A 15,790-nucleotide genomic window follows, 5' to 3' on the forward strand; every position below is an offset into this window, starting at 1 on the left:
TACTTCATTCATAAGAAAGCAGAATTAGCGATATATAGCGTAAAGAGTATGTTTTGCTGCAAAAATAGAAGAAGATACGAGGGAAAATAAACGGCAGAGCTACACCTTAAAGTGGGTCAGATCGTAACCTAATTGCTGGTAGGCTTTATATTTGTTGCGACCTTCTTGTGTACTTGTAGCATCAGGTCGGATCAGCTCAAGGATTCGGGAAGGTTTTGAATTATTAGTAGCAGCCATAAAATCGTTGACGGGACGTGTCGTTGTATTGAGCACGATACCATTAAAATCTGCTGGCATATGATTGCCTAGTAGCACAGGCGCTAATACTTCAGAAGTAGCAATGTTACTATCATCAGTACCTCTATCACTGGTACTTTTATTGTCATTATCAGAAAGACATTGATGTGGTATAAAACTCGTAGGCTCTTGAGCCCAAAGTGCCGTATCTAGATTTGCTAGTAATGTCTCATCTTCAATTAAAATCAGCAAAGACTGAGCGCTTTTGTTAAGCGCCGTCTGAGTCAGCTGACAAATAAAGCCCAAGAAATCTTGGGCCTTACTTTCACTTAATACATAAAAACTAATTTTCATAAATGGATTAAGCCATCTCTGCGCTGTTTTTTAGATATTGCATAAACAGTGGCACAGGACGTCCAGTGGCTGCTTTGTCTTTGCCTGAGTTCCATGCAGTACCAGCGATGTCTAAATGCGCCCATGCTTGACCTTCTTCAATGAAACGCGATAAGAAGCAGGCGGCAGTTACGGCACCAGCACCTTTACCACCGATGTTTTGCATATCAGCGATTGGTGAATCAATCTGAGCTTGATACTCGTCATCTAAAGGCATATGCCAGATAAGATCGCCTGATAGGTTGCTGGCATTTTCTAAATCAAACAGCACATCTTCATCATTACTAAATACGGCTGAACGCACATGGCCTAGTGCAACCACACAAGCGCCAGTCAAGGTGGCAACATCGATGATGGCTTTTGGCTGATAACGCTGCACGTAGCACAAGGTATCTGCTAGTACTAAACGACCTTCAGCATCAGTATTTAAGATTTCGACTGATTTGCCATTCATCGCTTTAACAATATCACCTGGACGCGTTGCATCGCCTGATGGCATGTTTTCAGCACAGGCTAGCGCACCAACGACGTTGATTGGTAGACGCGCTTCACATAAGGCTTTGATTGTACCAAGTACTGACGCCGAACCACCCATGTCAAACTTCATCTCATCCATCGCCGCACCTGGCTTGATTGAGATACCGCCTGAATCAAAGGTAACGCCTTTACCGACTAATACGATAGGTGCGTCGTCATTGGTCGCTTGTGCATTGTCATTACTATTTTTGCTTGCATTTTTAGCTGACTTTTTGGTTGGTAGTTTATCGGCCAATGCCTTTAGACCACTTACTTTTGCGTTGCTAGTGGTTTGCTCGGTAGTGCCTGCATCTGAACTAAATTCTGATTTACCACGGTACTCCATGAGTACCAGCTTGCCTTCTTTGGTAGAGCCTTGTGCAACGGCCAAGAAGCAATGCATACCTAGCGCTGACATCTCGTCTTCACCTAGTACCTTCACGGTTAATAGATCAGGATAAGTTTTTGCAAGCTCTTGAGCTTGTTCAGCCATGTAAGCTGGGAAGCAAATATTGCCAGGCTCATTGGCCACATCACGAGTGAGGCTCTGACCAGCAAATACTGACTGAGCAAAGGCAAGTGCAGGCTGTAGTGACTCATCAGCTAATAGATAAACATCAGTCAATACAGGACTTGCTTGCTCAGACTTATACTTGTCAAAGCGGTAGCTAGCTGCCAACAGATTAAGGGCAAATTGACCAAAGTGGTTTTCTTCTAATGCATCACCTAAGGCGACAGTGATAGAAGACACACGCTTTTGTGTGCTGCTATAGATAGTGTTGGCGATTTTTTGCAGTACGGTGTTGTTGAACTTATCAGTGTTACCTACACCGACCAATAGCAGTTGTACAGGGTTTTGCTTAGTGGTCTTTTTATCACCTGCTAATGCGTAGTCAGCAACAGTCTCACAGGTAGTGCCCTTGAAGTGAGATACTTCAATCAGCTGCTCAATACGAGTGGTATATTCGGTTAGCACAGATTCAGCCAGAATGTTTTTCTTGTCATCGACTAAAACAACCAGACAAGCATCGTCTTTACTTTTGGCTTCTTTTTTCAGGATTTTTTGCGTATGGGTCTTTGGTAAATGCTGAGATAATTTGATATTCATATAGTTATCCTTATTAGAGTTATGAAAATTGCAGGATTTAAATGACTGCTTATACCTGTCAGATTATTAAATTATTTGGTCTGTTGAGCAATCACAGTAGTGTAGCATATTGCGATAATCGTGCGCAGTTAGCAAGTCTTGGGTAATACGTTTGAATTATTATGCTGTACTAACTTACGCTATGGTTTAACGGTTACATTATCATTTTTCGATGATGACAACATACTAGTCATTGACCAATTCATCGGTTGTTACCATCGCGGCAAATCTATCTTGTAGTGCTGCCATGGCAGTATCATGCATGATTTCAGCGCTTATCGGCTTTCTTGTAGCACTCGGTAAGTCGCGAGTGGCACAGGCATCGTGACAGACAAAACTATCGAAACCTAAATCAAATGCGGCGCGGACGCTTGAGCTGACGCACATATGACTCATAAAACCCGCAAAAATAATCTGCTTCTTTTCTGCTGCTGAAATCAGTGATTGTAATTGCGTATCATAAAAGGCATTCGGATGCTTTTTGGCAATCACTGTTTCACCATCTTGCGGCTGCAACTGTTCGACTATCTCAACGTTAGCTGATAAAGGATCAAAGACATTGCCATTCTCTGCGCCGTGATGAGTAATGTGGAAGATAGGTAAACCTTGCTGACGCGCTTTATCGAGTACTAGGCGCGCATTGGCGATGGCTTTTGCCCCAGCGTCCCCTAATGGCATAGCGCCATCGACATATTCATTTTGATAGTCGATAAGAACGAGTGCGCAATTTGACCAGTCAAGCGCATCAAAAGTGCCGCCAGCGAGCTCAAGTAGGGTAGAAGGTGTAGAGGTCGTTTTATTCATTAGTATTATTCTCCGTTTGACGATATAAGTATATTTTTCTATCAGTCAGTCTAGCAATTAATAACAGAGATAAATGTTCGATGATACGAATGACAAACAAACCTTTCTAAAATAAATAAAGCAAAAACTTAACGCCATAAATACTATCAATTCGATGTAATTTGAGGTTTTATCAATTATTTATCCAATATTTGCTATATTTATCACCTACTGTCAATAATGCGTTCTCAGCAAGGTGTAGGTAATGTTTTCAAACACATTTCACAGCCATTTTTAGGCAAAACATGCTAGCATTAGCGGCTATATTTGTCGCTTGTGTTTATTGAGTATGACTAACCAGTCGCTTAGTAACGTTTACCGTTATTTGAGTATGTAAATGACCCATATCATGCTGATGATATGTCGTCGTACGACCTAAATAGTCAATAAGCTCATCATCAATTGCGCACATACCAACCGTTTAAGAGTACCCATTGTGATATTACGCCGCTACATGACACAACAAGTTGCCTCGACCACTGCCTTAGTGTTGGGGTTTTTGGTAGTGATGATGCTCGGCGGTCGTTTGATACGCTATTTTGGCATCGCTGCTGAAGGTCGTTTGGACGTCAGCCTACTGTTTACTATCATTGGGTATAACCTACCGTATTTTTTAGAGCTCATTTTACCGTTAGCATTCTTTATCGCTTTGATGCTGGTATTTGGTCGCTTGTATGTTGATCAAGAAATGGCAGTGATCAATGCTAGTGGCGTGTCTCGAGGTCGGCTTGCTCGGTTAATGACACCGTTAATATTGGCGCTGTTCGTTGGTGAAGCGGCGCTATCTGTCGTTGGCAAGCCTTGGGGTGTTCGCTCGTCTGAGGCTGTGTGGCAGCAGCAAGCATTGACCAGTGCATTTGATTTGATTCGTCCGAACGAGTTTATCAGTAGCGGTAATTACCATTTATACGTGGGTAGTCTCAGCGATGATAAGAAAAAACTGCAAGATGTGATCTTGATCCAATCTGAACCGGCGAAAAAAGGTAGTGCTGCTGAAAGTGTTAATGCTACTGCCACTGCTACTGCCACTGCTACTGATATGAATAATACGATTGACAGTGAAACAGCCGAACAGATTGGCATCTCAGATATCCCTAAAGATATTATAAATAGTGGTGCAAAGGACATTAGCAAAGACACTATCACGCTGGCTAAGCGTGCTGAGCAAGTGGATACCGGCAATAGCGGCGTGACCCAGTTAGATCTGTTTCAGGGACGTCGTTACGAAGTTGGCGCAGGCAGTCTCAAATATAATCAAGTCGCTTTTGATCGTTATCGCATTACCTTGACTGAGTCTTCACAGGAAGTGATCACCGAAGACAATATTGAAACGCAAAAGATTGGACCATTATGGCAAGCCGCTACGAGTAGCTCACCATCAGGCACGAATAGTGCAATGCGTGCTGCACAAGGTGAGCTTGGCTATCGTTTGGCGCTACCATGGCTGATGATTATCGCGCCTATGTTGGCCGTGCCACTGGCGCAAGTCCGTCCGCGTCAAGGACGTTGGCTGCGCTTGTTTCCTTCTATCTTATTATTTGTCAGCTGTGCATTAGGTATCATCTCGCTCAAAAACGCAGTGAGTAAAGATAGCATCAGCGTATGGGCATATGCATGGCTCATCTTAGGGTTTATGGCATTGGCGCTTTATATGAATTGGGGTAGCCGCGTGCAACATCGATTGCGCTTTCGCAAACAAGAAAATAGGCTAGCCGCTGCCGCAACTGGTTCAGTTAGCGACATAGACAATCAGAACAACAGCTCACAAGGAGGGCAGTTTTAATGCGCTCTTTATTTGCTAAGTCAGCCAAGTCTAATCAATTGGCTAAAAAACCTGCCAATCTAAAAGTCCTCAGTCGCTATGTCAAACTCAACGCTCTATTGGCTATTATCGCTGCCGTCATTGGTTTATGGGCCTTGCAGCTGATTTTCTCTTACTTATCAGAGCTTGACTCGTTAGATGATAATTACACCATGGGCGAGGCGCTCAAATATATCTTTTATCGCTCGCCTTACTTTTTAGAGCAATTTATCCCAACGGGTGCGCTACTGGGTGCTGTCATAGGATTGGGCTTGCTGGCTAATAAAAGCGAGCTGGTCGTCATGCGCGCGGCTGGGGTCAGTATCTATCGTATCGTCGGTTGGGTATTGCAGCCCGCTTTGATATTTGTACTATTGGCATTAGCTATCAATCAGTTCGTTCTACCGTCTTCTAATCAGTTGGCAAAACAGATTAATGATGAAGACAGCACCTCACTGGTCACATCAGTGCGCGGTTACTGGACGATACAGCCACGTTTCGAAACCGCAGAGAATGGCAGTGCCACACCTGATGGTAGCGATATTTTATATATTGATTATGCTGATGTCGCGGGTAATATTGGCGAGGTGAAACGCTGGCATCTAGATAATAATGGCAATTTACAAACTGCTGTCCATGCGGAAGGTGGAAAGTATACTGGCCGTAAACCAATTGATGTGAATAGCGAAAAGCCAAGCGAGCAGTATCGTTACGAGTGGCAATTAAACGATATGGTTAAGCTCTCTATCAATCAAGGTTTTGAGAGTAGCCAAGCCGTTTCACCATCAGATACGCTAAGCTTACCCTTTGCCCCAGAGTCTGTGTATCTGCTGACGCGTAAGGCAGAGGATTTGTCATTGACGCAGCTGTATGAGCATCGTACGTTTATGCGTCAACAGGGCAATCGCTCTTTAGATCATGAAGTCGCATTTTGGCAAAAGCTACTATCGCCATTGTCGATATTGTCGCTAGTGATTGTCGCTTGCTCGTTTGTCTTTGGTTCGCTACGGACGCACAGCTTAGGCTTACGTATCGTCGTGGCATTATTGTTTGGACTACTATTCAGCTATATTCAGGACTTAGTCGGATTTGTATCGCTGGCGACAGGTTTTTCACCGATGCTTATGGTGCTATTGCCGATTATCGGCAGCGCGCTATTAGGCGGATATTTGATAAAACGCCAGATGTAAGATGACAGTTAATCATACAAAATAAAAAGCACGCTAAATTAGATTTAGCGTGCTTTTTTATGTCAATTTCAAACTTAATTTGAATAACTGGAACTTAATCAGGCAAAGCTAAAACTAGTCTTTGGTCGCCATCGTAATCGTATAGGTTTTACCTTGCTTGATTTTGTCGCTATTACCAAATACTTCGGTAAATGAGCGCTTAACAAATTGGCGTAGGCCATTAATCGTCACCACGTAAAAACGTCCACCTTTACGCATGCGTGCATAGGCATCGAGGAAGTATAAATAATGCTGCTCTTTACCGACTTTGGCTGGCAAGTTTGACATCACAAGGCTAAAGTCTTTGTCTTTTGCCACATGATTAAAACCATTTGATAAATGCACATCGACATTGTTTAGACCATTTTTTTCACAGTTACGACGTGCATATTCTACTGCCATAAAGTCTTTATCAATCAGCGTATGCTGACCATTTGGACATTCACGTGCTGCCGTCATACCAAGTACACCATAACCACAGCCTAAATCGATCGAATCATCATCTTGCTCAAAATCCACATAATCAAGAAGCATCAAGCTACCGTCATCGAGTTTTTGCGGTGAAAAAATACCCCACGTGGTCGCAAAATCAAACGGCTTACCCAGTACTTCTTGGCGAAAATTGATATCTTCGCGCCAGTGTTCGGCGTTTTTTAACAGGTCAGAAGGTGGTCTATGGCTCATGGGATTCTCGGATAATAGATAGGTAAAAGGTAGTGCGCAGCCCAGTTAGGTAGCATGTATATCATGACGCACTTTAATAAGGGTATTGTAACGAGAAAAGGGCAGGTTTGCAGCTATCTATTTATGGAACTGCATTTTGCGATATTGCAAAACTTTTTAAGAAAAAATGTTAGAGACATTAGATAAGAGGTATCGCTTAATATAGAATCGAATTTAACCTAATAGTCGCTAAGTATTATTTATGCCAGACATTATATTCGTATCTAAAGTAGACTTCTGGCTTGCACTGTTACTTTGGGGTTTGAGCTTATTTACTGTGTCTGTTCCATTATGGCAGTGGAAGCGAGATGCTCACAAATCCCTCATACAAACTCTATTAATGACGGTTACTCTCATACCTATTGCAGCACTAATGCTCATCCCTTTTTTCAGTACTAAGTACATATTAACGAATGACCAACTACAAGTAGATAGTGGGTTCTCTGTTCAAAAAATTGAGCTTACAGATATCACCTATATTATGCCGACTCGAAGTATGAGTTCTGCGCCAGCACTATCATTGGATAGGATTAAAATAGAATATCGGAACGAAGAAGTATTGATATCACCGAAAGATAGAGCAAGCTTTTATCAAGAAATACGAGCACGTAATCCCAAAATAGTGATAGATACAGCAGGCGAATAGAATAGTATTATCGTTAGCCGCATTCAGCTATACATCGTTCCTGATATGGAATTTTTCTTGAAATTACTTCCTCAAATTCTTCTTTAATAAATGATCAAATATAAACGGCCCAAATGGCAAGAATGAGCCGAGCACACCTGCAGGTAGCGCCCACAGCGGCATTTTTATTCTGCTCGCCGTAATGACCAGCACCACGATATAAGCAACGAATAATACCCCATGCACTGGACCGACATAGCTCACCGCTTCTGGAGTATCGAACATATATTTGAGTGGCATCGCGATACCAAGTAACAATAAAAAAGAAGTGCCTTCTAAATAACCCATGATAGTGAGGTTTCTAAGTGCAGAGTTTTGACGCTTCGTTAAAGCAGACGGTTGAGCTTGCGACACGATATATTCCTTTTACAATCATCAATAATATTAGATTTCAATGCTGCCCATATGACAATATGGTAAGGCTACCCACGTGGATGATGCTCGGCATGTAATTTCTGCAATCTTGCCGTTGCAACATGAGTATAGATTTGCGTGGTGGATAAATCGCTATGTCCTAGCAATAACTGCACACTTCTTAAATCTGCACCATGATTGAGCAAATGTGTGGCAAAGGCGTGACGTAGCGTATGCGGGGATAATTCTTTATCGATACTGGCAACTTTGGCGTACTTCTTAAGTAGATACCAAAAGTTCTGCCGCGTCATATATCCACCTTGCGCCGTCAAAAATACCGCTTGGCAATTCCCCGACTTCAAATGAGCAATCAAGTCGCCACGCCCATGAGACAGATAATCTTCCAATGCATCCGCTGCATATTCGCCGAGGGGCACCAGTCGCGTTTTATTGCCTTTCCCCGTGATTTGTAGCCAGCCTGAGTTTAGATTCACTTGCTCTAATGAGAGGTTAATCAACTCACTCACCCGCAGACCGCAGGCATAAAGCACTTCTAGCATGGCTTTGTCACGCAGTCCAAGTGCCGTACTGGTATCAGGTGCGGCAAGTAGATTATCGACATCCGCCTCGGCTAAGTCTTTTGGTAACGGTCGTCCGAGCTTTGGGCTTTTGATACGTTCACAAGGATTGTCTTCACGCAGATTACTGGCAATCATCCATAGATAAAACTGGCGCAAGCTTGAGAGCATGCGTGCTTGTGTACGTGGGGTTTTGCCATCTTGAGCAAGGAGTGACAGACAGTGCAGCACATCATCAGGCTGCCAGCGTGTCAGAGCGATAGGATTGGTCAGCTCACAAGAGCGTAGGTCGCGGACGTACGCATTACGAGTACGCGTCGCTAGACCGCGTGCCAGCATGGCTTGACGAAACTCAGTCATATAAGCTGGCTCATCATCGACCGCCAATGCTTTAGGCTGTCGTTGTTGCACGGCACGATCACGGCTCATAGGATAATACTCAGGTAGGGGTTAAGTTGGCAATAACAGACAGTTATTAAAATAATGCCAAACCTATCATGCCATTTTTTTCTTAACTAGATAGCGATATAGCGTTACGCTTGCAGGCGTATCATCATCGCTATCGATGGTGATTTCATCAGGATCAGCATCTAAGCTCACATTTTCAGCCAGTGTTTCTTGACCGATTAGCTCATGACCCAAATGACGACAGAAATTCGGAATGTCGCGCGTGGTAGCCGGATCCGTCGCCAATATTTCAATCACTTCACCGCCATCTGCTTTGCGAATGACGCGGTGTAGCATCATGACCGGCTCAGGACAAATCAGCCCTTGAGTATCTAAGTGATGGTGGATAGGCGTGTCTGGTATCGAAGTGGTCATAGTCATTATCATAAAGCTAAATAAGTGGGTTGGAGGACGAGTAGGGTAAGTAGTTTGCTTAAGTGCTTATTGCGGCGTACTTTGTAGGTCGTCTACGCTTCAGTACTTTCAGCCTCTTCGTCGGCATCAGGCGTATCAGCTATTTCTAAAAAGTTAAAAAACCGCTTAAAACTTACTTTAAATAAAAATGCCACGCCCAGCCAACAAGATAGTCCTAACCATGCAGTATCGGCAAAAATTAATCCACCAACCAATATAATGGTTGATACGCCAATACTCATGGCAATCATCGACGGTTGATTTAAGCGATAACGATAAACGACCAATGCATCGTAAATAGTAATAGGTATCGTGAGGGCTACTAGGGCATATGGCAAATTATAAAATAATTGATAAAGCAACTGGTTATCATGGAAGGCTTTGATACTAGCAATCGTGCCAAAGACCACAAATGCAAAAATAGCCGCATAAATGAGATAAATCGCTATTTGGTTGGCACGCTGTGCGCCTTTAATACGGGCAATAGCAAGTGGAGCAAAACCATGCTGTGACTTATGTTGCGAAGATTGGTCTGAGACAGTGGTCATAGTAATCAGTCATTTATCCGTTGAGAAGTACGATGTATCGAAGTGACATTATAGCCGCACACGTGTCTTTTACCTATTTGGCTGCTTTATTCTGCTTTGATCGCATCGATAGCGATACTGCTATTAGGATCAGCAAAATAGGTCGACATCAGAATACAAGCGGAGATATCATCGATTGGGTCGCGTTCGTTTTTGATCCAACCATTGTCCCATGCGATTTCTCTTGCTTCGATTGAAGTCAGCCGCTCATCACACAGTGATACGATCACTGGTAGATGTTGCTCCATCACTCTATGGGCCAGACGACGAGCGAATTTGTGCGCTCGTTTTGAGAGCATAGAGCTAGTGCCATCCATATTAAGCGGTAGACCAACCACGACTTGCGCCACGCCCCAAACTTTGATGATACCAATTAGATTGTCCCAATCTGGCTGACCGTTATTCATCGCCAATATGTCAAAGGCACGCGCTGTCTGCGTAATGGTATTACCGAGCGCCATACCCATCTTTTTGACGCCGTAATCTAGCGCCAAGATAAGATGCGGCTTTACTTCTGGCTCAATAGTTTCAGCAGTGCTATTGCTATCTTTATCGAGAGTATCAATATCAATGTCATTATCTATAGCGTCTGCGCTATTGGCTGTAACAGTACTATCTACCATAGTAATGGGTGTCCTTTATGTCTTTATCTAAATTCGTACAGCGTATGAGATTACGCATGACCTATGTCACTACTAAGGTAGTCGAAATTGACTCCGATTTTGTCGGCTGCGATTTGCCAGCGTTCTTCAAACGGTGTATCAAATAATAAGTTCAGATCAGCAGGGCAGACTAACCAGTCACCATTACTCAGCTCTTGGTCTAGCTGTTTTTTGCCCCAACTGGCATGTCCGAGGCACAGCTGATAGTGACCGACGCCTTGACCTGCGGCAATACGCTTTAGGATATCTTGGCTAGTCGTGATGCAAACGTTCTCCGAAATAGCAAAAGAAGACGCCCATTCCGGCTGACCAGTATGCAGCACAAAGCCAACCTCCGGATACATAGGGCCGCCTTCTAATGCCACATCCTCCATCACCTGTGGATTGGTCACTTCGATATCTAAATCTTCTAGCAACTTACCTACGCGAGATTGCTCAAGCGGACGATTGACCATCAGACCTAGCGCACCATGCTTGTCATGACGGCAAATATATATAAGTGCCTGCTCAAACCTTGGGTCTGACAGCTCTGGTGCTGCAATCAAAAAATGATGGGTCAAATTGGTTTTAGACATAGAAACAAACGCAACCTAATAATAAGGGTGAAAGACCACTATATGGTGATAATCAACAGAAAAGCAAGATTCGCACTAATTGCTACTAACAATCATACAGACTCAGCTAACCATGCGTTTTGATGAAAACGAATGATTATTCAACGTTAGATAGGTCAGATAAGCGTTATTTAACATCGGATAATAAGCTGCGGGCATGATCACGCGTGACATCAGTGATAATAACACCACCAGACATACGCGCTAGCTCGTCTACTTGCGCACTGTTGGTCAGTATGAGTAGCTCGCTTTCGGTCTGTTCTTGATGGTGCTTTTGTACCAAGATATGTTGATGCGCTTGCGCCGCGACTTGTGCTTGGTGTGTAATAGCCAGTAATTGCTGTGTTTGCCCAAGCGAGCGTAGCAGTTCGCCAACCACTTGCGCAGTACCGCCACTGATACCGACATCAACCTCATCAAATACCAACATAGGCTTGGCGGCATTGTTATCAGCATTGGTCGCTTGTAGTACTTGCATCACGAGTGCCATACGTGACAGTTCACCACCTGAAGCAATTTTATGTAGGGGCTGCATTGGCATACCGACATTGGCGCTGAATAATAAATCAATATCGTAGCAACCTTGTGCATTGTAATGACTAGGTTCGGCTTTCTTAGTAAAAACAAATTCACAGCGAGCATTGGGTAGCGCAAGCGGTTGTAGTTGTTTGATGAGTTGCTTACTAATTACCGGGGCAGCTTTTGTGCGCTCTTTATTTAACTGTGTGGCCAGAGCGAGATAGTCTTGCCAAGCCTGATCAATTTGCGCTGCCATTGCATCACTACTTGGCTCGTTCTCTAGCTGCTCTAATTGCGCCTCCCAGCCTTTTGCTTCATCAATTAAATCACTGGCGGGCAAGCTATGCTTACGTGACAAACGATGTCCTAAGCTGATTAGGTTGTCTAATGTTTGCAAGCGTTCAGGATCAGGGAGCTGCTGTTCGGCATAATCTGATAGCAGGGCAGTTACCTCAGTGATTTGCTGCTGTGCTAGATGCAGCTGCTCAGAGGCTTGTTCAAACGTTTGACTGACGCTTACTTGATTGTCACAGAGTTTGATCGCTTGCCCAAGCAAGGTCATGACGTCTGGCTCATCAGTATCATTGTCGAGCAAATGCAGACCATGACTAGCCTCTTGCATTAAGGCTTCAATGTTGGAGAGCTCTTCGTGTTCAGATTCAACTTCGGCGTAGTCCACAGCCAATAATGGCGCAATATCTGCTAATTGGCTCTGCAACAACTGAATACGATCTTGACGCTGGGCTTCGCGGCTCGCGATGTCATCTGCGCGACGTTTTAGCTGCTGATAGGCTTGATAGCTACTGGCAGTTTGGATGGCTAGCGGTGTTATCTGGGCCATCTCATCAAGCCATTGCACCACAAATTGCGGCTTGAGCAATGCTTGCTGAGCATGTTGGCTATGTATATTGACCAATAAAGTGCCTAAACTCTTTAGCTCCGCTAAGCTAACCGGTGAACCATTTAGCCATGCTTTTGAGCGGCCAGTATTGCTTAATTGTCGACGAATAAGTACTTCAGGCTCTTCTAGCGGTCGCTCATTTTTGGTAAACCACTCAGCGACGATACTGTTATTTTCTACATCGAATTGAGCGTAGATATCCGCATGCGCAGCGCCATGCCTGACCATCGCACTGTCTGCTCGCTCACCGACACATAGTGATAGTGCATCTAGCAATAACGACTTGCCAGCACCTGTTTCACCAGTGATGACATTAAAACCTTCAGCCACGCTCAGCTCATGCTGAGCAATCAACGCAAACTGATGTAAAGTTAACGATACTAGCATCAACGCCTCTCAGGACAGACAATGGACATCATATAAATCTTAGGAAGCCATCTATAAATAGGGTAAATAAGGAAGTGAAAATATCTATTTAAACTTGCTAATTAGATAAATATTGTAGGCAAATAGTATGGTGTTAAATGTGCGTAAATACAAACTTTAAGACGAGGTATAACAGAATTTATTATTGGGAGATTACCATAAAACTATTAAAAACTGACAATAAATCATCGACATAATACCTATGATATTAATCATTAGGGTCATTGGATATCCAAAGATAAGCATAGTATGAGAAGAAGTATTTTGACTGATAATGATAAAAAGATACCTAAAATGATGGTCTAGCATCCGCCTAGAAAAATACCAAATGAATATTAAACGAACGGGTAGATACTTGTCATCGAATAGAATTTTCCTCGTCGCTTTAACAAACTTTATAGATATAATGTGGTAGCATAATCTCACATAATGATAAACTCTTCTTATGAGTTTGATGCGCTATGCAACCTAATAACGAGTCATAATTTTGTAAAATTGTAGGCGTATAGTGGTGAAAAATATGCCACTCGATCATTATTCAAAAGCGTTTTCATAGAACCTGTGGCTACCTTTAGCGCGCAGATATCTATTATAGAGGGATAAAGTATTTAAAGCAGGCATGTTTGCTTACTGGTCGCGTATTTGAAGCCCAGTGCAACTCTGTCAGTACTTTAACCCGTTACTTATTTTTTAGTTTTGCCATAATTATTTGATAAGGAAGCCACTATGACAGCGGCGCAATTTACTAACGTAACAGTTAATGCCCAAGCGACAGTATCTTATGATGGTCGCTGCTCAAGCCATACCATTATGTTTGAGGATGGTCGTCATAAAACGCTAGGCGTTATCTTACCTTGTGACAACTTGGTTGAGCATTATCATTTTAGCACCAACACTTCTGAGCGTATCGAAATCACCAGTGGTGAGTGTGAAGTGAAGATCAATGGTGACGATGAATTCAGCTACTACCGTGCAGGTCAATCATTTGTCGTTGAAGGCAATAGCGGTTTTAACCTACGTACTGAAGAGATTGTTCAATATGTCTGTCATCTAGAAGGCTGATATTATTAATAGGGCGCTTGAGCTTTATTATTCTAGCGCCTGTTCTATCACACATTAGTATTTCGAGAAAATAAACAATATCGGATTGGTATTGTTTATTTCTTTTTTGACGTTTGGTTTACTGTTCTCTCATCATCAATGGGTCATGACACGTAAAATCTACGTTATCTTCTTTTATCCCGTCGCCTAGTGCGATATCCACTTTATATTTAGTAGGCCTATTATGGCAAAACCCATTTATTTTTACGGCATTCATGCCATTGATGCGTTACTTGAACATCGTCCTCTTGATGGTCTTAGTTTGTTTGTGCAGCAAGGGCGTGAGAGTGACAGTCATGTACAAGCTATCATGGCCGAAGCGGAAGCAAACGGTATTAGTATTCAACCGACCCAAAAAGACAAGCTAACGCAGTTGTGTGGTAGTCCGCAGCATCAAGGCGTGGTACTCAATGCTCGTCCGTTAGGTTTTGCTGATGAAGGTTTGCTTGATACTATTATTGGCCGTGAACAGTGCCTATTATTGGTACTGGATCAAATTACTGATGCACATAACTTTGGCGCTTGCCTACGTACCGCAGTGGCTATGGGTGTAGATGCAGTGGTTTGTCCAAAACACCATGCAGCGAGCTTAACGCCAACAGTTGCTAAAGTATCAGTTGGCGCAGCAGAGATGATGCCGATCGTCAGCGTTACGAACTTAGCACGCACGTTGTCGCAAATCAAAAATGCAGGCGTTTTCGTATTTGGTACGGCACTTAGTGAAGAGGCTAAGCCAATACATGCCGCTGACCTAACTGGCAAGACCGCTATTATTATGGGTTCAGAAGGAGAGGGTATGCGTCGCCTGACAATGGAAAGCTGTGATGAGTTAGTTTATATTCCAATGTCAGGAAACGAGCATGGTAATCTACAGAGCCTAAACGTGAGTGTTGCTACTGGCATGGCATTGTACGAGGTTAATCGCCAGCGAACTTTAGCTGCTGGGCAAGCGTAAGATACTCTTGGTGCAAGGGTTCTAACTGTAGATATAGAGAGGCAAGGTCGCTCTCATTGAGTATGACATTGTCTGCATGACGATTACGCTCTTCACGGCTCAGCTGATTGGTCATAATGGCCTTAATTTTTTGTATGCTTTGATCATCACGCTGACTGGCACGTGCAAGCTGCGTGTCTTCGGTCGCATCCATGACTAAAATACGTTGACATAAATTGGCCAGTCCTGCCTCTGCCGCCTCTATAAGTAGAGGCGCAGACAAGATTATATACGGTGAAGTACTAGCATCTAGCTGTGCTTTTGCTGTCTCACGTATTGCTGGATGAGTGATAGCCTCAAGCTCAATCAGCGCTTCAGGATTTGCGAATACGTGTGTACGTACAGCAGCCCTATCCATAACACCATCATCCGTCAGTATCCAATCACCAAATTTTTTCTGGATTTTCTGCAGAGTGGCGCTACCTTTAGCGACAGTCTCATGGGCGATTACGTCTGCATCAATAATATTGATGCCTTGCTCAGCAAACCAAGCACTAGCGGCAGATTTACCGCTACCGATACCACCCGTCAAACCAACTACGAGCTTCTTGCTTTTTGTTTGCATGGTTTGTGGCTGGTGTGAATAAGAGTGCGATGTATTTTTTGACATAATAATGGC

The 15,790-nt window shown here is 43.4% G+C and carries 17 protein-coding genes; 5 read left to right on the forward strand and 12 right to left on the reverse strand.

The genetic code is table 11. The features are described 5' to 3' along the window. Positions 1-99: 99 nt before the first annotated feature. From HCZ91_RS05215 to HCZ91_RS05225, 3 genes are all read right to left on the reverse strand, one after another. Complete coding sequence (locus HCZ91_RS05215) at positions 100-591, reverse strand: DNA polymerase III subunit chi (RefSeq protein WP_179798566.1); 492 nt, start codon at positions 589-591, stop codon at positions 100-102. A 7-nt stretch (positions 592-598) separates the two neighbouring features. Continuing rightward, positions 599-2,254, reverse strand: coding sequence for a leucyl aminopeptidase (locus tag HCZ91_RS05220; protein ID WP_179798567.1), 1,656 nt, complete (start codon positions 2,252-2,254; stop codon positions 599-601). A gap of 225 nt (positions 2,255-2,479) precedes the next feature. Beyond that, a complete protein-coding gene (locus HCZ91_RS05225) occupies positions 2,480-3,097 on the reverse strand; it encodes a cysteine hydrolase family protein (RefSeq protein WP_179798568.1) in 618 nt (205 codons plus the stop codon). Between the two features lie 493 nt (positions 3,098-3,590). Here HCZ91_RS05225 and lptF point away from each other — a divergent pair, with 493 nt between their 5' ends. Both lptF and lptG read left to right on the forward strand, forming a co-directional pair. Beyond that, positions 3,591-4,919 (forward strand): LPS export ABC transporter permease LptF, encoded by a 1,329-nt coding sequence (gene lptF / locus HCZ91_RS05230; protein WP_179798569.1) that lies wholly within the window; start codon positions 3,591-3,593, stop codon positions 4,917-4,919. Then, on the forward strand, positions 4,919-6,127 hold the full coding sequence (gene lptG, locus HCZ91_RS05235) for an LPS export ABC transporter permease LptG (protein WP_179798570.1): 1,209 nt from the start codon (positions 4,919-4,921) through the stop codon (positions 6,125-6,127). Before lptF ends, lptG begins: the two co-directional genes overlap by 1 nt. 114 nt (positions 6,128-6,241) lie before the next feature. Here the strand turns inward: lptG and HCZ91_RS05240 are convergent, their stop codons facing one another. Beyond that, positions 6,242-6,850 carry a methyltransferase gene (locus HCZ91_RS05240; RefSeq protein WP_102092644.1) on the reverse strand — a complete coding sequence of 203 codons (609 nt, stop codon included), beginning with the start codon at positions 6,848-6,850 and terminating at the stop codon, positions 6,242-6,244. A gap of 241 nt (positions 6,851-7,091) precedes the next feature. On the opposite strand from HCZ91_RS05240, the gene HCZ91_RS05245 reads away from it, so the two are divergent. Further along, complete coding sequence (locus HCZ91_RS05245) at positions 7,092-7,535, forward strand: PH domain-containing protein (protein ID WP_179798571.1); 444 nt, start codon at positions 7,092-7,094, stop codon at positions 7,533-7,535. A gap of 63 nt (positions 7,536-7,598) precedes the next feature. Here the strand turns inward: HCZ91_RS05245 and HCZ91_RS05250 are convergent, their stop codons facing one another. The 7 genes from HCZ91_RS05250 to recN all read right to left on the reverse strand — a co-directional run bounded on the left by HCZ91_RS05250 (position 7,599) and on the right by recN (position 13,037). Continuing rightward, a complete protein-coding gene (locus HCZ91_RS05250; RefSeq protein ID WP_346342180.1) occupies positions 7,599-7,928 on the reverse strand; it encodes a DUF3817 domain-containing protein in 330 nt (109 codons plus the stop codon). Between the two features lie 68 nt (positions 7,929-7,996). After that, positions 7,997-8,935, reverse strand: a complete 939-nt coding sequence (gene xerD / locus HCZ91_RS05255) for a site-specific tyrosine recombinase XerD (RefSeq protein ID WP_179798572.1) — start codon at positions 8,933-8,935, stop codon at positions 7,997-7,999. A gap of 66 nt (positions 8,936-9,001) precedes the next feature. After that, on the reverse strand, positions 9,002-9,328 hold the full coding sequence (gene tusA, locus HCZ91_RS05260) for a sulfurtransferase TusA (RefSeq protein ID WP_114701432.1): 327 nt from the start codon (positions 9,326-9,328) through the stop codon (positions 9,002-9,004). 92 nt (positions 9,329-9,420) lie between these two features. Continuing rightward, on the reverse strand, positions 9,421-9,915 hold the full coding sequence (locus HCZ91_RS05265) for a hypothetical protein (RefSeq protein WP_179798573.1): 495 nt from the start codon (positions 9,913-9,915) through the stop codon (positions 9,421-9,423). Between the two features lie 86 nt (positions 9,916-10,001). Continuing rightward, positions 10,002-10,577, reverse strand: a complete 576-nt coding sequence (ruvX, locus tag HCZ91_RS05270) for a Holliday junction resolvase RuvX (RefSeq protein ID WP_257019979.1) — start codon at positions 10,575-10,577, stop codon at positions 10,002-10,004. A gap of 50 nt (positions 10,578-10,627) precedes the next feature. Continuing rightward, positions 10,628-11,191: a YqgE/AlgH family protein gene (locus tag HCZ91_RS05275; RefSeq protein ID WP_101204671.1), complete on the reverse strand. Its 564-nt coding sequence runs from the start codon at positions 11,189-11,191 to the stop codon at positions 10,628-10,630. 166 nt (positions 11,192-11,357) lie between these two features. After that, the gene (gene recN / locus HCZ91_RS05280) at positions 11,358-13,037 is read right to left on the reverse strand and encodes a DNA repair protein RecN (RefSeq protein ID WP_179798574.1); all 1,680 of its coding nucleotides are present in this window, start codon (positions 13,035-13,037) and stop codon (positions 11,358-11,360) included. Between the two features lie 765 nt (positions 13,038-13,802). Between recN and HCZ91_RS05285 the strand changes: the two genes are divergently transcribed. Both HCZ91_RS05285 and rlmB read left to right on the forward strand, forming a co-directional pair. Further along, the gene (locus HCZ91_RS05285; protein WP_057757729.1) at positions 13,803-14,138 is read left to right on the forward strand and encodes a pyrimidine/purine nucleoside phosphorylase; all 336 of its coding nucleotides are present in this window, start codon (positions 13,803-13,805) and stop codon (positions 14,136-14,138) included. Between the two features lie 223 nt (positions 14,139-14,361). Then, complete coding sequence (rlmB, locus tag HCZ91_RS05290) at positions 14,362-15,132, forward strand: 23S rRNA (guanosine(2251)-2'-O)-methyltransferase RlmB (protein ID WP_102078746.1); 771 nt, start codon at positions 14,362-14,364, stop codon at positions 15,130-15,132. Here the strand turns inward: rlmB and coaE are convergent. Further along, positions 15,095-15,781: a dephospho-CoA kinase gene (gene coaE / locus HCZ91_RS05295; protein WP_102092650.1), complete on the reverse strand. Its 687-nt coding sequence runs from the start codon at positions 15,779-15,781 to the stop codon at positions 15,095-15,097. The genes rlmB and coaE overlap by 38 nt on opposite strands. Positions 15,782-15,790: the final 9 nt, after the last annotated feature.

It is taken from the genome of Psychrobacter sp. BI730 (assembly GCF_013414195.1).
Lineage (GTDB): Bacteria > Pseudomonadota > Gammaproteobacteria > Pseudomonadales > Moraxellaceae > Psychrobacter.